Genomic DNA, 17804 nt, shown 5'->3' with positions numbered 1-17804 from the left:
AGCAATTTCCTGTAAAGTAAAAAACGCCACACAATTATCACAAGGATAATTGTGTGGCGAAAAGTAGTCAGACTAGAAAAATCCACACCAGTTTTAGCGTTATGAAAATAGCATAAATCATAGGAAAAGTCAAGATAATATCATAGAGCGGAAGAAGATGGCTTGAATATGAATTGGAACATTCAATAGAAAAATGATTGACAAATACCCTATGGGGGTATAATATGAGCATACCGGTAGGGGGTATATGACTATCGGGAAATGTGTATTGGAATGTGAAGATAGAAGGGAGACTGACTATGGCAGAAGAAAAAGAGATGTGTCCATCCTGCTGCGAACGGAAGAAGCACAGACAGGAAGCAGAATATCAGGATTTATTAAAACGCTTGAACCGGATTGAAGGACAGGTGCGGGGTGTAAAGAAAATGTTGGAAGAAGACCGTTACTGTGTGGATATTTTAACACAGGTGTCTGCAATTAATTCTGCACTGAACTCCTTTAATAAAGTGTTGTTAGCGGAGCATATCAAATCCTGTGTGGTGGATGACATCCGTGCCGGAAAGGAAGAAGCGGTGGATGAGCTTTGTGCGACCCTTCAGAAACTGATGAAATAGAGGAGGACAAAAGTGTGAAACAGGAACGTTATGAAGTCACAGGTATGACGTGTTCTGCATGCTCTTCCCGTGTGGAAAAGTGTGTGTCAAAGATTGACGGAGTGGAAAATGTATCCGTAAATCTGCTGACCAACAGTATGCAGGTGTCCTATGACGAGAATAAGGTCAATGAAGATATCATTGTATCAGAAGTAGAGAAGGCAGGTTATGGTGCTGCACTGGCAAATGCCGGAAATGAGAAACGTACCGGCAAAGGGAAAAAGATAAATAAGGCAGAGCAGGAAATTCATGAGATGAAAATCCGTCTGATCTGGTCTGTTATTTTTCTGATTCCGATGATGTATATTTCCATGCACCATATGCTTTATGAATGGTTTGGAATTCCGGTACCGGGATTTATCAAGGCTGCATTTCACGGAGATGAGAATGCACTGGCATTTTCTTTTTCCCAGTTTTTATTGCTGCTTCCGATTATGTATCTGAACCGGAAATATTTTATTGTAGGATTTAAGAATCTTTTTGTACACAGAAGCCCGAATATGGATTCGCTGATTGCACTTGGGGCATCGGCTTCCGTTATCTATGGTGTATTTGCCATTTTCCGGATTGGTTATGGCCTGGGACATCAGGATATTGCACTGGTAAGCCGGTACAGCATGGATATTTATTTTGAGTCTGCAGGAATGATTCTGACTTTGATTACTGTTGGAAAATATTTAGAGAGCCGTTCCAAAGGAAAGACCAGTGAAGCTATTGAGAAGCTGATGGACTTGGCTCCGAAGCAGGCAAAGGTCTTAAGAGATGGCAAAGAAGTTACGGTTCCGGCAGAGGAACTGGTAAAAGGTGATTTGGTGCTGGTTCGTCCCGGTGAAACCGTTCCGGTGGACGGAGTGATTGAAGAGGGACAGTCAAGCCTCGATGAATCTGCCATTACAGGGGAGAGCATTCCGGTATATAAGGAAGTGGGAGATACTGCAATTTCCGCAACGATTAACCAGAATGGTTTCTTGAAAATCCGTGCATCCAAGGTCGGGGAAGATACCACCATCAGCCAGATTATTCATCTGGTGGAAGAAGCTGGCTCCAGTAAAGCACCGATTGCCAAGATGGCAGATAAGATTGCAGGAGTATTTGTGCCGGTGGTTATTACAATTGCCGTGATTGCTGCAATCATCTGGCTCATCAGTGGGGCAACCTTTGAATTTGCACTTTCTATTGGAATTGCAGTGCTGGTTATTTCCTGTCCGTGTGCCCTTGGACTTGCGACACCGGTAGCTATTATGGTAGGAACCGGAAAAGGTGCAGAAAACGGAATCCTGATTAAGTCCGGCGAAGCGCTGGAAACGGCACACAGTATCGACACCGTAGTTATGGATAAGACCGGAACCATAACAGAAGGTAAGCCAAGAGTTACAGATGTGAGTGTTGGAACCACAGAATTAAACGAAAAAGAATTTGTGGCAATTGCAGCAGGCATTGAGCAGGGAAGCGGGCATCCGCTGGCACAGGCAATTCTGCAGTATGCGAAAGAGCAGGAGATTATGCCCCTTGCCATGAAAAATTTTAAGACAATTCTGGGCAGAGGAATTGAGGCAGAAGACGAAAATGCATCTTATTATGCGGGAAACGAAGCCTTTATGAAAGAAAAGGGAGTGTCATTGGATGACCTTGGAGATACTCTGGACAAGCTGGCAGAAGAAGGAAAGACTCCATTAATCTTTGCGAAAAATAACAGCCTTCTGGGTATCATTGCAGCAGCAGATGTGGAAAAGAAAACCAGCCGCTATGCCATTGAAGCATTCCGTAAGATGCACATTGAGGTAGTAATGCTGACCGGAGATCATAAACGTACCGCCGAAGCCATTCGTAAGAAGCTTGGAATTCCAAAAGTAATTGCAGAAGTATTGCCGGAGGATAAGGAACGGCATATTGCCAAACTGCAGCAGCAGGGACATAAGGTTGCCATGATTGGAGACGGAATCAATGATGCACCGGCACTGGCAAGAGCCGATGTAGGAATTGCCATTGGAGCAGGAACAGATGTGGCAATCGAAAGTGCAGATGCGGTACTGATGCGGAATGATCTGATGGATGCCGTAACAGCCATCCGGTTAAGTAAAGCGGTTATCCGCAATATCAAGGAGAACCTGTTCTGGGCATTCTTCTATAACAGCATTGGAATTCCACTGGCAGCAGGCGCTTTATACCCGGCATTTCATATTAAATTAAATCCGATGTTCGGTGCAGCAGCAATGAGCTTAAGCAGCGTCTGTGTAGTATGCAATGCTCTCCGGTTAAAGCTTTTTAAACCGCAGCGATTAGAGCAGACAGCAGGAAATGTGGCAGAACAGATAGTGGAAAAAGCAGCAGGAAGTCAGATAGAACAGTCAGCAGAAAAAGTGACAGATAATAATGAAAATGATAAGGAGGATAATAAAATGAAAGAAACACTTAAAATTGAAGGAATGATGTGTGAACACTGTAAGAAACATGTGGAAGAAGCATTAAATGCCATGGAAGGAGTAAAGGCAGCTGTCAACCTTGAGACAAAGAGTGCTGAAGTAACCATGGACAAAGAGATTCCGGATGCAGCATTTGCAGAAGTGATTGAAAAAGCAGGATATCAGCTTACCGGTGTTGAAAAATAACAAAATAACGTTATAAAAATCAAAAAAAATTAGGAAAAATGCAAGAAAAAAATTCCCTTATGCTATAAAATTATGTTATAATAAGTGTAATTGAAACAACATGGGCGAAGGCAGAGGGAAGAAGTTAGGAGGACGGTTCCCGCAAAAGGAACCGTCCTCTTTTACTTTACAGGAAATTGCTTTCCTGTAAAGTAAAAAACGCTCCGCGAGGATGCGCACTGCGGCGTATAAGGTAGATGTCGCAAGCGACCGCCGCAGGCGCGAGAATGTGCCAAGGCACATTCTTTATTCTGCGAGTAGCGGAAAAACCACAGCACATGATGGACAGACAGGAGGAACAGTTTTTATGTGGTCATATGACAGTGTATTTTATCAGATTTCAACATTGGGATTTTGCGGGGCACCAACAGAAAATGATGGTGTTCTGGCTCATCGGATAAAGAAAGTGGAAGACTGGATTCCGCATATGGTAAAGCTTGGAGTGGATGCAATATATTTCTGTCCGGTTTTTGAATCAGACCGTCACGGTTATGATACCAGGGATTATACAAAGTTAGATGTAAGACTTGGAACCAATGAGGACTTTAAAGAAGTATGTGGAAAATTACATGACAACAATATCAAAGTAGTGTTGGACGGAGTGTTTAACCATGTGGGAAGAGGCTTCTTTGCATTTCAGGATTTACTGAAAAACAGAGAGAATTCTCCATATAAGGACTGGTTCACAAATGTGAATTTTGGCTGGAATAATAATTATAACGACGGACTTTCCTATGAAGGCTGGGAAGGACATAATGAGCTGGTAAAACTGAATTTGCGGAATGAAGAAGTAATCCGGCATATCTTTTCAGCAGTAGAAGGATGGATAAAAGAATTTGATATTGACGGACTGCGTCTGGATGTTGCGTACAGTCTGGATATGGATTTTGTAAGAAGATTACGTCAGTTCGTAGATTCGAAAAAGGATGATTTTTATCTCCTGGGCGAGATGATTCATGGTGATTATAACCGTCTTTTGGATGAACAGAATATGTTGCATAGTGTAACAAATTATCAGGCATATAAGGGAATGTGGTCCAGCTTTAATGACCGCAACCTCTTTGAAATCAATTATACCCTGGAGCAGCATTTCTGCGGAATGTATCAGGGCAGGCATCTTTTGAATTTCCTGGATAATCATGATGTGAACCGTCTGGCAAGCACTTTAAAGGAAAAAGAACATCTTCCACTGGTATATGCAATGCTGTTTGCAATTCCTGGCATCCCATGTGTCTACTATGGAAGTGAATGGGCTGCAGAAGGAAAGAAAGAAAATGGTGGGGATGAAGCACTCCGTCCGTCTTTTGAAGCACCGGAATGGAATGAACTTACCGATTATATTTCCAGACTGGCGAAGGTTCATAAATCGGAAAAAACACTTTGCTATGGCAGCTACCGCAAGGTATTCTTAACAAACCGGCAGATTGTATTTGAGAGAAGCTTTGATGGTGAGCGGATTCTTGTAGCGATCAATCTGGAAGAGAATCCCTTCCATGCATCCTTTGATGCAGGAGCAGCAGAAGCAGTTGACCTGCTGACCGGAGAAAAAGCGGTATTTCAGGGTGGTCTCGATATGCCGGCATTTTCCGCAGCTTATTTAAAGATAACCGGATAAAAAGACAATGCATAAGAATAAGAGATAAGAGCTATAAGGAGGAAGAGCAGTAATGGCAGAGAAACGTAAATCTTCAAAAAAAAATAATATAGGAAAGAAACTGGCGCTTGGATTAATTGCAGTAATTTCACTTCCGATTCTTCTGGTTGGACTTGCCGGAATTATCATAATGCATCTGGTACAGAATACAGCATTAAATGCAGGTGTGGGAACGATTATTTTAATTGTGGTTTTAGCGGTATTTGTGGCAGGTTCCCTGTGGCTTGCAGTAGCAATTGCTGGAAAACTGAAAGCTGTAATTGGCAGTATGGATAAGATTGCGGATGGAAGCCTTCAGTTAGAAGAACCAAAACACAATGAAAAAAATGATGAAATCAGCAAATTATTAGGCTCTGCCAATGATATGGTAAGAAGTTTTGCACAGATTGTGACCGGAATCCGTAGAGCCAGCAGGGAATTAAGCGAACTGTCTACGACATTCAGCCAGTCCTTTGACACTATGAATGAAGCGTTGGATCAGGTGAGCGGTGAAGTTGCTTCCATTACAGATAATACCGTTTCACAGGCAGAGAAAACACAGCATGTACAGCAGAAAGTAGCAGAAATCGGCAATGCTATTGAAGTAATTGCCAGCAATATTACACTTCTTTCAGACAGTGCATTAAAAATGAAAGACTGCAATGAATCAGCAGAGGTGATTATGCAGCAGCTGGTGGAAATCAGCAGACAGAACAGGCAGTCTATTGATGAAGTGCAGAGCCAGACAGACAGAACCAATCAGTCTGCCTTACAGATTCGTACTGCAACAGAGATTATTGCAGGAATTGCAAGCCAGACAAATCTGCTTGCTTTAAATGCAAGTATTGAAGCTGCACGGGCAGGAGAACAGGGAAAAGGATTTGCCGTAGTTGCAGAAGAAATCCGTACCTTGGCAGACCAGTCCAGAGAGTCTTCAGAGCAGATTAATAAAATTGTTAATGAACTGATTGATAATTCTAATGTCAGTGTAGAGATTACCGGAAAAGTATCAGAAGCATTTGAACAGCAGAATACAAAGATTCGTGAGACAGAGACAATCTTTACTGCCTTGAATCATGAAATTGAAAGTGTCAGCACTTCTATTCAGGGAATCAATTCAGAAGTCGGTGGCTTGAATGAACATAAGAGTGCCATTGAAGAGAAAATGGATTCGCTTGCTGCAGTAGCAGAGACAAATACAACAAGTGCCAGAGATACATCTGAGGCAATGAACGAGTTTGAAGCTTTGGTAGAAGAATGTAAGAATGCAACTGCCAGAATTACTTCTGTAGTAGCAGAACTGGATGAAAATATCCGTAAGTTTAACGTTTCTTCCATGAAAGAAGAAGTAGAGAAAAACATGATGTAATAAACGGTATACAATTGCAAAGAGAAGGGTATTCCACAGGCCGAAGGAGTGCGTATGGAATACCCTTTTGTGTATCTTTAAGGAGATTAAAATGAAAACAGAGATTTATACGATACCAATACAGGATGCATTTGCAGAGGAAAGCGAATGTCCGATCTGCAGAATGTATCAGAAATTAGAAGAAAATGCTATCAATTATACCATTGGACCGGGTGCAAGTTACATGGAGGGAGATATCCGGGAGCAGAGCGATGAACAGGGCTTCTGTCAGAAACATTTGGAAATGTTATATGAATATCCGAATAAATTAGGACTTGCCATGATGTTAAAGACCCATATGGATAAGACAGCTAAGGAGTTAAAAAAAGCAATGAAAGCACCACTGCCTCAGGCGGCCGTACTTTTCAGGAAAAAGAGCCAGCCAGTCCATCCGGTGATTACCTTTGTGGAAGAAAAAGAGAAAAAGTGTTTTGTGTGTGATTACATTAATCACAGCTTTACAAATTATATCAATACCATTTACTATTTATATGAAAAAGAAGAAGACTTCCGCAAACAGTTTGCAGCATCCAAAGGCTTTTGTGTAAATCATTATAAAGTTCTGTTTTCCGGTGCCCCGGAATATATGGATAAGAAATACCTGAATGAATTTCTGATGACTTTAAATGAGACTTTTATTAACGGATATGAGAGGGTGCGGGATGATTTAGAATGGTTCATCTGTAAGAATGATTACCGTTATAAGGAGCAGCCTTGGAAGAATGCAAGGGATGCACTGCAGAGAGGACTGGTAAAGGCAGGAAGTATCATGGAGGCAGAAGAAAAGAAGGAATAGGTAGAGGTAATAAAAGAAAAGGGGATAGAAGAAGACGTAAGAGCAACAGGTAAATAAAAACAGGAAAGAGAGGTATTTATGACAAGTTATATTTTACTGGTAGCAGCAGTGATTTTATTGTGCCTGTCATTGAATAAAATGTCCAACAAACTGGGAATTCCAATGCTGTTGGCATATATTCTTCTTGGCATGATGTTTGGAACAGATGGAATTTTAAAGATTCCTTTTGATAATTTTACGATTGCCGAACAGATTTGTACGGTGTCCTTAATCTTTATCATGTTTTACGGTGGATTTGGAACCAACTGGAAACAGGCAAAGCCGGTGGCTGGTAAAGCAGTATTATTATCAACAGTGGGTGTTATACTGACCGCGGTAACAACCGGAGCATTCTGTCATTTTATATTGAAAATGGATTTCTGGGAAAGTATGCTGATTGGCTCTGTAATCAGTTCTACGGATGCGGCATCGGTCTTTTCAATCCTTCGTTCCAGACGGCTGAATCTTAAGAACAATACTGCATCCATGTTGGAGGTGGAAAGTGGTAGTAATGACCCATGTTCTTATATGCTGACCGTAATTATATTAACAATAATGAGCGGAGAATTAAGTGGTTCTTCGCTGGTTGTCATGATATTCTCGCAGATTATTTTTGGCATATTAGTGGGGGTAGTTGTGGCACTGGCAGCAGCATTCATTTTAAAAAAAGTGAATTTTGCAACGGATGGATTTGATACGATATTTGTATTCAGTATGGCACTGGTATCCTACGCCGGAGCATCCATGATAAATGGAAATGGTTATCTGGCAGCATACATTGCCGGAATTATCCTTGGCAACACTCCACTTCATCACAAAAAATCACTGGTGCATTTCTTTGATGGAATCACCGGATTGATGCAGATGCTGATTTTCTTCCTGCTTGGTCTGCTGGCATATCCATCCCAGCTGCCGAAGATACTGCCGATTGCACTGGCAATTGCGGTATTTTTAACATTTGTGGCAAGACCGGTTTCTGTATTTGCTATCTTGATGCCATTCCGCTGCCCGGTAAAGCAGCAGCTTCTGGTGTCCTGGGCGGGGCTTCGTGGAGCGGCATCCATAGTATTTGCAATTATGGCAACAGTAAGCCCGGCATATACGAAAAATGATTTGTTCCACATAGTTATTTTCATTGTCCTGTTCTCTATCAGTATTCAGGGTACACTGCTTGGACTGGTGGCAAAGAAGCTTGACATGATAGACGAAAATGGCAACGTCATGAAGACCTTCAGTGACTACTCCGATGAAATGCCGGTGGAGTTTGTTAAAATCAGCATCAAGGCGGGACATCCATGGGAGAACCGCAAGATAAAAGACCTTACTTCCCTGCCGGATTTATTACTGGTGCTGATTCTAAGAGGCGAGGAGCGTATCATTCCAAATGGCAACACGGTAGTGCTTGCCGGAGACAAGATTGTCTTAAGTGCTTTATCTCCGGAAGAAAATCTTGGCATCTGTCTGACAGAAATCCCAATCGAAAAAGACAGCAAGTGGATTGGAAAGCCATTATCCAGAATAAAACTGGGAGAAGAGAAGCTGGTTCTTGTTCTAAAGCGGAATGAGAAGGTTGTGATACCGAACGGAAATACTGTGATTCGTGAAAATGATGTGCTGGTAATCAGCCAGTTATAAATATGTTTTTTTGAATTTTGAAGAATAGCAGGAGTGTTCGCCGAAGTGCAGATGCATTTTAAGGGCTGTTAAGGGCACTTGGAATTTCGTTAGATATTAGGCAATGCCGGCACAAGGATGTGCCGGCAAGGTGCATAGGAACATGGATGTGACTTTGCACCGGTTGCCGGATATAAAAATGATTTTTCGAAATTCTTAGTGCCCTTTACAGCACTTAGACAGCATCTGTATTCGGTGAAGAGTACTGCTATTTTTAAAAATTTAAAAATATATGCAACAGAATGGAATTCAGCGACACTATATATATGAGACCGGTCAAAGGAAAGGACATAGGAAGGTATAGGGTGAGCATATGGAGCAGGAACTGCAGCTGGTGCGCAGGGCACAAAGTGGGGATACTGGTGCATTTGCACAATTATATGAAAGCGTTTATCAGGACTTGTATCGCTTTGCGTTATATGTGCTGAAGCATCCGCAGGATGCACAGGATGTGGTCAGCGATACCGTGACAGATGCATTTGCACAAATCGGGGAGCTTCGAAAGACAGAAGCGTTCCGGGCGTGGATATTCCGTATTTTAAGTAATAAGTGCAAACGTAAATTAAAAGAGTATGCGACCCGTCCGGAAGAGCTGACACCGGAGCTTTTAGAGCATCTGGGAAAATCCGGAATGGATGAGCATGCAGCAGTCCGGAGCCTGTTCTTTGAGCTGCCTTCCGAGGAACGAATGATTATCGCCATGCATTTATTCTGTGGGTATAGCAGCAAGGAAATCGGAAAACTGTTAGACCTTAACGAAAATACCGTCCGCTCAAAAGAGAGCCGGGGAATAAAGAAAATGGTGGAGAAATATTGGAAGTGAGAAACGGAAGATATGCAAAAAGTCTGAAAAACAACAGAAATTCAGATGAGATGGAGGTGCCGGTATGAATGAACAGGAGATTTTAACCCAGTTAAGAAAAGCGGCGGAAGAGATAGAGATACCAGAGACTCTGAAACCGGAACAGATAGAAAAACAATTACAGGAACAGAAAGCAAAACAGCAGCAGGAAAATCAGCACTTGGAACCGAAAAAATCGAAGAAAATAATTCCATGGCGCAGACTTGGAAGTATGGTGGCAGTGCTGGCACTGGTAGTATGCAGCGGAGTTTATATAACAGTGACCCGTTTCGATAAGAATTCCGGTACAGGGCAGACGGATTCCGTAGCAATGACAGATACGCAGCAGACTGTGGGAGAAGCAGATGAAACAGGGTATGTGGATGTGGCAGCTCTTGGAACAATGTATCATCCTGCATCGGATTATAAGGAGGTATATCAGACCCTTCTTAAGGGGTATCAGCAGAATTGGATAGAAGATCTGGAAACAAGTGCGGAGACAAGCGAAACTGCATTGGGAGCAATGAATTCCGGCAGTGACGAATATTACTACAGTGATGAAGCTAAGTACGGAAGTGCCGATGCCGATTTGCCGGAGAGCAGCAAGGAAGGCGGAAAAGATTATTCTACGACAAATCTGCAGATGGAAGGTGTAGACGAGAGTGATATTGCTAAAATTGATGGCAGTTACATTTATACGGTAGAGGATAAATACATTGTTATAACGGATATCCGGGATGGAAAATTAGAAGAAGTAACACGATTTCTCCCGAAAGACTGTGGCGCAGCAGACCGGGTGATGGAAATTTATGTGGATGGAGACCAGCTGATTCTGGTTGTGCAGGGTTATGAGACATCCTTGGGCGAAAGCAGCAAAGCTGGCTCTGATAAGGAAAACTCAGATAAAGAAAGCTCAGATGAAGAAATTGCTGTATCAGATGCTTCTGAAGACAGTGCATTCTGCTATAAAATGAATGGAAAAAGCACCACACAGATTCAGGTATACAGTATCGTAGACCGCAGGAATCCGGAATTTGAAGGAAGATTAATCCAGGATGGTTATTATAATACTTCCCGGAAAATCGGAGATGTAGTCTATCTTTTTACACAGTATCATATGACATCCGATGTGGTGGGATATGTAGAAAAGGAATATACCTCAGTGATTCCGAAGGTAAATGGAGAGAAGGTTGCCGCCGGTGAAATTTATCTGCCGGAGTCATCAGGAGAAAGTGGTATACTGGTTTCTTCACTGGATGTAAATAAGCCGGATAAAGTGCTGGACAGTAAGCTTGTAATCTCTGGATATGCCCAGACTTATATCAGCAAAGATGCCCTGTATTTATATGAGGAAGATTATGATGGAGCAATGATTACCAATATTGCAAAATTTGCACTGGATGAGGGCAGAATCAGTGGTGTGGCGGCAACGGCAGTAAGGGGTTATGTCAGAGATACCTTTGCAATCAATGCCAGTGATGGATATCTCAGGGTATTGACCACCGATTATAGTACAGAGGATGAGGTGAATGCACTTTATATTCTGGATGAGAACTTGAAATTAACCGGACAGTTGACGGGCATTGCACCGGGAGAAGAAATCTATGCTGCCCGTTTTATGGGAAACACTGGTTACTTTGTAACCTACCGGAATACCGACCCGCTGTTTACCGTGGATTTATCAGACCCGGCAAAACCGGAAATTATCGGCGAACTCAAGGTGACCGGCTTCTCCGAATATCTGCATTTCTGGGATGATACACACTTACTGGGAATCGGCTACGAATCTGATGAGAAGACCGGAAATATAGAAAACATTAAGATTTCCATGTTTAATATAGAAAATCCGGGAGAAGTAACCGAAGAGGCAAAGCTGGTATTAAAGGATGTAGATTATAGCGAAGCATTATATGATTATAAGTGTGTCATCATTTCAAAGGATAAGAATTTAATCGGTCTGGTTTGTGAGGATTATAGCGGCAGCGGAATAAAACAGACCTATCAGATATATTCCTATGAAAACGGAGCCTTTAAGAAACAGGCAGAAATTCCGGGTATTAACGGAGCAAATTACGAGAATGTCCGTGGAATGTATAGTGGCAATGTATTTTACCTCTGGATTAATGATAACATTACATCCTATGACATGACCGATGGATTTAAAATGTTAAAGGAGCGGGAGTGATTCTTGCAAAACTTTCCCGATAGCTTTATAATGACAGTATATGTGCCGGGTGGTGGTATGAAAATATCATCACCCGGCAACTTATGCAGAATCGGTAACTGCGAACTGGAGAAATGATAATAAGGATGTCTTACCGCTGCTTTGACTGGATACGCCTTTTGTACGCCTGTAGCGAATACTGCTCCAGCTGCAAGGGGCTCTAAGAATTTTGAAAAAGCTATTTTATATATGGCAAACGGTGCAAAGTCACATCCATGTTCCTCTGCACCTCGCTGGTACATCCTTGTACCAGCGTTGCCGGGTTTTGCCAAAATTCTAAGAGCCCCTAACAGTCTGCACAAATGTATTCGCCTACAGGCGAACAGAAGGCAGTATCTTGTCAAACATTGGGAAGACAGACGCTCATAAACAAAGACACACACGCGTCATTAGAATTACAACATTCTGTAGTATAAAGCAAATATTTGCGTCTTAGGATGAATGCGTATATTTATCATTAAGCATTTCACAGCAGCCATAACAACAAGTGCAAGGGAGAATAAACATGCAATATAGAGAAAATCCGGGAAACAAAGACCAGCTGTCCATCTTAGGCTACGGCTGCCTGCGTTATTCAAAGAAGGGAACCACAATCGACCAGGAAAAGGCAGAGCGGGAGATGGCAGCAGCAGTGGAAGCCGGGGTCAATTATTTTGATACCGCATATACTTACGGTGGAAGTGAAGCCTGTCTGGGAAAATTTTTGGCAAAAGGCTATCGGGATAAAGTGAAGATTGCGACCAAACTGCCGCATTATTACATAAAAGCAGAAGGGGATATGGAACGGTATTTTAAGGAGCAGTTAGAACGCCTTCAGACGGATCATGTGGAATATTATCTGATGCATATGTTAAATGATATTGCAGCATGGGAGCGTCTTACAGAACTTGGTATACAGGACTGGATTGCAGAGAAGAAACAATCAGGACAGATTGGAAATATCGGTTTTTCTTTCCATGGAGGAGCAAATCAGTTTAAGAAGATTATAGATGCTTATGACTGGGATTTCTGCCAGATACAGTATAACTATATGGATGAGCATACCCAGGCAGGAACAGAAGGCTTAAAATATGCAGCAGCAAAGGGAATTCCGGTGATTATCATGGAACCGCTGCGGGGAGGCAGACTGGTCAACGCACTGCCAAAGGATGCCAGAGCCATATTTGCATCCGCAGAACCACATCGTTCCCCGGCAGAATGGGGACTCCGCTGGATATGGAATCATCCGGAAGTAACTGTGGTACTTTCCGGAATGAATGATATTGCACAGGTAGAAGAAAATGTGCGGATAGCATCAGATGCCACAGCAAATGCACTGACAGAAGAAGAACTGGAAATTTTTGAAAAAGTGAAGAAGTCAATTAACCAGCATATGAAAGTGCCATGTACCGGCTGCGGCTACTGTATGCCATGCCCTCATGGAGTAGATATTCCGACCTGTTTTGCAGCATATAATACACGCTATACCGACAGCTTTTATTCCGGTATGAAGGCATATATTATGTGTACCACTTTAAAGACAAATCCGACCAATGCTTCAAAATGCCGTCAGTGCGGAAAATGTGAGAAACACTGCCCGCAGTCCATTGCCATCCGACAGGAATTAAAACAGGTGGCAAAGAAGATGGAGAATCCGGTTTATAAGGTAGCAAGGGCGATTTCGAAGCGCATTGGAAAGTATTAGAAAAAATATTATGAAATTTTGTAAAAAATAAAGGAAATTTGAAGGTGGACACAGAATTATAATAGCAGAGGTCGAATGACGTCCTCATAATGGTAAAGATGATGGCAGTGCATTTACATCATGAAATGGTGATGTGACAGGAAGGGAGAAGATAAGGATATGACAATTCGGGAACGGATGGAGCGCATGGAGCATGAGATGTTAAGCCCTTATGCAGCATTAAGCGAGAATTCCAAAGGACGGGATTATCCGGAGGCACCTTGTGATATACGTCCCGTATACCAGAGAGACAGAGACCGTATTCTCCACTGTAAGGCATTCCGCCGTCTGAAGAATAAGACGCAGGTGTTCTTAACACCGAAGGGTGACCATTATCGTACCCGTATGTCGCATACCTTAGAGGTATCACAGAATGCCAGAACCATTGCAAAGGCACTGCGGCTGAATGAAGATCTGGTGGAAGCCATTGCATTAGGGCATGATTTGGGACATACGCCATTTGGTCATGCCGGAGAGCGGGTGTTAAATGAACTTTGCTCCGGTGGTTTTAAACATAATAAACAGAGCGTACGTATCGTAGAAAAATTGGAAAAAGGCGGACAGGGACTGAATCTGACCTGGGAAGTGCGGGATGGCATTTTAAATCATCAGACCAGTACGATGCCGCATACACTGGAAGGCAAAATCGTCCGTTTCTCCGATAAAATCGCCTATATTCATCATGATATCGATGATGCGGTGCGTGGAAAGATAATGGTGGAAGAAGATATTCCAATTGAGATACGGAAGGTATTGGGAAAGAATTCGGCAGACCGGCTGGATACACTGATTCATGATATTATTACCAACAGCATGGATAAGCCGGATATCATTATGTCCGATGAAATTTTCCAGGCAATGCAGGATTTACGGAAGTTCATGTTTGTAAGCGTATATACCAATTCCATTGCCAAAGGAGAAGAGACAAAGGCAGAAGGATTACTCAGCAAACTGTTTACATATTATATGGAACATCCGATGACGATGCCGGCACAGTATACCGATATGATCGCGGAAGGCGAAGAGGAAGAACGGGTAGTATGTGATTATATCGCAGGAATGACCGATCAGTATGCAATTGCCAAATTCTCAGAATATTTTGTACCGAAGGCTTGGCAGGTGAATTAAGGAATGGCATATTATTCAGATGAATTAATAGAAGAAGTACGTTCCAGAAATGATATTGTAGATGTGATTTCCGGATATGTACGGTTGACAAAAAAAGGCAGCACGTATTTTGGACTGTGCCCCTTCCATAATGAAAAGACAGGTTCTTTTTCCGTATCACCGAATAAGCAGATGTATTACTGCTTTGGATGCGGAGCAGGCGGAAATGTATTTACTTTTCTGATGCAGTATGAGAACTTTTCATTCCCGGAAGCGATGGAGGCATTGGCAGAGCGTGCCGGAATCGAACTGCCGAAGCAGGAAATGAGTGCCCAGGCAAAGAAAGAAGCAGACAAACGCCAGATTCTGTTAGAGATTAACAAGGCAGCTGGCAAATATTATTATATGCTGCTGAGGAGTGGACACGGAAAACAGGCGTATGAATATTTTAAAAAGAGAGAATTATCGGATGCCACCATGCAGAAGTTTGGGCTTGGCTATTCGGATAAATACAGTGATGATTTGTACCGCTATTTAAGAAAGCTTGGATATGATGATGCAATCTTAAAGGAATCCGGTCTTGTGTCCATTGACGAAGTCCGGGGTGGACATGATAAATTCTGGAATCGTGCCATGTTTCCGATTATGGATGTGCATAATAAAGTAATCGGATTTGGTGGACGAGTCATGGGAGACGGCGAACCGAAGTATCTGAATTCGCCGGAGACCAAAGTCTTTGATAAGAGCCGGAATCTGTATGCATTGAATTTTGCAAGACAGACCAAGAAACCGCAGATGCTCTTATGTGAAGGCTATATGGATGTGATTGCGCTGCATCAGGCAGGCTTTGACAATGCAGTGGCATCCTTAGGAACCGCGTTTACCAGTGGACATGCCAGTCTGCTGAAGCGATATACGAAGGAGGTTTATCTTACCTTCGACAGCGATGGCGCCGGAATTAAGGCGGCACTTCGTGCAATCCCGATTTTAAAAGAAGTAGGGCTGACTGCCAAAGTCATCAACATGAAGCCGTACAAAGACCCGGATGAATTCATCAAGGCACTTGGAGCGGAAGAATATCAGAAGCGGATTGATGCGGCAGAAAACAGCTTTATGTTTGAAATCAGGATTTTAGAGCAGAAATATGATATGAAGGACCCGGAAGGAAAGACCGCATTCCAGACAGAAGTGGCAAAGAAACTACTTGATTTTACCACGGAACTGGAGCGGAACAATTATATGGAAGCCGTGGCGGATAAATATCATATGAGCTTTGAAGCACTCCGGAATCTGGTAAACCAGCTGGGCACCCAGGGAGGACTTGTAAAAGAGCGGACACCGCTTAAGAGTGGGCTGAATGAGAAGAAGCATAAGAAAGAGGACGGCATGAAGCAGTCCCAGAAATTGCTTTTGACCTGGCTCATAGAATATGATAATCTGTACGATAAAATCAAAGATATCATTACACCGGAGGATTTTACGGAAGACATTTTCCGTAAGGTAGCAGAGCTTCTCTATGAGCAGAAGAAGTCGGGTACTGTCAATCCGGCACAGATTATCAGTTTATTTGCAGAAGAAGAGGAACAGCGGGAAGTAGCAGAGCTCTTCCATGCGAGAATCCACGAAGTAGATTCTGCTGCAGAGCGGGATAAGGCGTTAAAAGAGACGATTCTGCGGGTGAAGGATAACAGCATCTCCTATCGTTCGGCGCACTTAGAACCTATGGATATACAGGGCACGCAACAGATTGTGGCAGATAAGAGAACCTTGCAGAATATGGAGAAAATGCATATTTCTATAGATTGAGGACAAAATACTATTTAGTCCCGTTTATATGACGAATCATGAGAGGATGAACAAGAAAATGGATGAAAAGATGGAAAAGACTACGAAAAAGACAACAAAAGCTGCAAAAAGTGCTCCGGCAGCAAAAGACGAAAAGATGAGCATTGAGGAGAAAAAAGCAAAATTGCAGGAAAAACTCCAGGAACTCCTTGCACTGGCAAAGAAGAAAAAGAACAGCCTTGAGTATCAGGAAATCAGCGAGTTCTTCAAGGACATGGAACTGGATGCAGATGAGTTTGAGAAAATCTTAGACTTCCTTGAGACCAATAACATTGATGTGCTTCGAATCATGGATGATGACGATATCGATGACGATATCATCTTAGATGACGAAGACGAGGTAGAGGTAGAAAAGATTGATTTATCGGTACCGGACGGCGTATCCATTGAGGACCCGGTTCGTATGTATTTAAAGGAAATCGGTAAAGTGCCTCTTTTAAGTGCAGAGGAAGAAATCGAACTGGCAAAGAGGATGGAATTAGGTGATCAGGAAGCAAAGAAACGTCTGGCAGAAGCCAACCTCCGTCTGGTGGTAAGTATTGCAAAACGTTATGTAGGACGTGGCATGTTATTCTTAGACCTGATTCAGGAAGGTAACTTAGGTCTGATTAAAGCCGTTGAGAAATTCGATTACCGGAAAGGCTATAAGTTCTCTACCTATGCAACATGGTGGATTCGTCAGGCAATCACAAGAGCCATCGCAGACCAGGCAAGAACCATCCGTATCCCGGTTCATATGGTTGAGACCATCAACAAGCTGATCCGCGTTTCCAGACAGTTACTGCAGGAGTTGGGACGTGAACCGACCCCGGAAGAGATTGCGGCAGAAATGAATATGCCGGTAGACCGTGTACGCGAAATCTTAAAGATTTCCCAGGAGCCGGTTTCTTTAGAGACTCCAATCGGTGAAGAGGAAGATTCCCATTTAGGAGACTTCATTCAGGATGATAATGTACCGGTACCTGCTGATGCAGCAGCATTTACCCTGTTAAAAGAGCAGTTAGAGGAAGTGCTTGGAACACTGACCGAGCGGGAGCAGAAGGTATTAACCCTTCGTTTTGGTCTGGAAGATGGACGTGCCCGTACACTGGAAGAAGTTGGAAAAGAATTCAATGTAACCAGGGAGCGTATCCGTCAGATTGAAGCAAAGGCACTCCGTAAACTGCGTCATCCAAGCAGAAGCCGCAAATTAAAGGACTATCTGGAGTAATAT

Annotated in this window: 12 protein-coding genes; all 12 read left to right on the top strand. The window is 42.8% G+C overall.

The annotated features are described in order from the left end of the window. Positions 1 to 299: 299 nt before the first annotated feature. The 12 genes from DV740_RS05525 to rpoD all read left to right on the top strand — a co-directional run bounded on the left by DV740_RS05525 (position 300) and on the right by rpoD (position 17801). On the top strand, positions 300 to 614 hold the full coding sequence (locus DV740_RS05525) for a metal-sensing transcriptional repressor (protein ID WP_117842003.1): 315 nt from the start codon (positions 300 to 302) through the stop codon (positions 612 to 614). Positions 615 to 628: 14 nt separating this feature from the next. Continuing rightward, positions 629 to 3262, top strand: a complete 2634-nt coding sequence (locus DV740_RS05520; RefSeq protein ID WP_118087580.1) for a heavy metal translocating P-type ATPase — start codon at positions 629 to 631, stop codon at positions 3260 to 3262. 346 nt (positions 3263 to 3608) lie between these two features. Then, a complete protein-coding gene (locus DV740_RS05515) occupies positions 3609 to 4916 on the top strand; it encodes an alpha-amylase family glycosyl hydrolase (protein ID WP_118087579.1) in 1308 nt (435 codons plus the stop codon). Positions 4917 to 4968: 52 nt separating this feature from the next. Continuing rightward, entirely contained in the window at positions 4969 to 6303 is a 1335-nt protein-coding gene (locus DV740_RS05510; RefSeq protein WP_118087578.1) for a methyl-accepting chemotaxis protein, read from the top strand. Between the two features lie 91 nt (positions 6304 to 6394). Further along, positions 6395 to 7138, top strand: coding sequence for a DUF6062 family protein (locus tag DV740_RS05505; RefSeq protein ID WP_118087577.1), 744 nt, complete (start codon positions 6395 to 6397; stop codon positions 7136 to 7138). A 78-nt stretch (positions 7139 to 7216) separates the two neighbouring features. Further along, positions 7217 to 8812: a potassium/proton antiporter gene (locus DV740_RS05500; protein WP_117698065.1), complete on the top strand. Its 1596-nt coding sequence runs from the start codon at positions 7217 to 7219 to the stop codon at positions 8810 to 8812. Between the two features lie 352 nt (positions 8813 to 9164). Next, positions 9165 to 9674, top strand: coding sequence for an RNA polymerase sigma factor (locus tag DV740_RS05495; RefSeq protein WP_118087576.1), 510 nt, complete (start codon positions 9165 to 9167; stop codon positions 9672 to 9674). 64 nt (positions 9675 to 9738) lie between these two features. After that, positions 9739 to 11877, top strand: coding sequence for a beta-propeller domain-containing protein (locus tag DV740_RS05490; RefSeq protein ID WP_118087575.1), 2139 nt, complete (start codon positions 9739 to 9741; stop codon positions 11875 to 11877). 544 nt (positions 11878 to 12421) lie between these two features. Then, positions 12422 to 13600: an aldo/keto reductase gene (locus DV740_RS05485; protein WP_118057217.1), complete on the top strand. Its 1179-nt coding sequence runs from the start codon at positions 12422 to 12424 to the stop codon at positions 13598 to 13600. 159 nt (positions 13601 to 13759) lie between these two features. Next, entirely contained in the window at positions 13760 to 14767 is a 1008-nt protein-coding gene (locus DV740_RS05480; protein WP_022244023.1) for a deoxyguanosinetriphosphate triphosphohydrolase, read from the top strand. Between the two features lie 3 nt (positions 14768 to 14770). Then, positions 14771 to 16552 carry a DNA primase gene (dnaG, locus tag DV740_RS05475; RefSeq protein ID WP_118087574.1) on the top strand — a complete coding sequence of 594 codons (1782 nt, stop codon included), beginning with the start codon at positions 14771 to 14773 and terminating at the stop codon, positions 16550 to 16552. 136 nt (positions 16553 to 16688) lie between these two features. After that, positions 16689 to 17801 (top strand): RNA polymerase sigma factor RpoD, encoded by a 1113-nt coding sequence (rpoD, locus tag DV740_RS05470; RefSeq protein ID WP_117698098.1) that lies wholly within the window; start codon positions 16689 to 16691, stop codon positions 17799 to 17801. Positions 17802 to 17804: the final 3 nt, after the last annotated feature.

The sequence above is a fragment of the Roseburia sp. AF02-12 genome, assembly GCF_003461765.1.
In the GTDB taxonomy this organism is placed as follows: Bacteria; Bacillota; Clostridia; order Lachnospirales; family Lachnospiraceae; genus Roseburia_C; species Roseburia_C amylophila.
The sequence above is the reverse complement of the archived record's forward strand: the minus strand, read 5'-3'. Positions and strand labels throughout refer to the sequence as shown.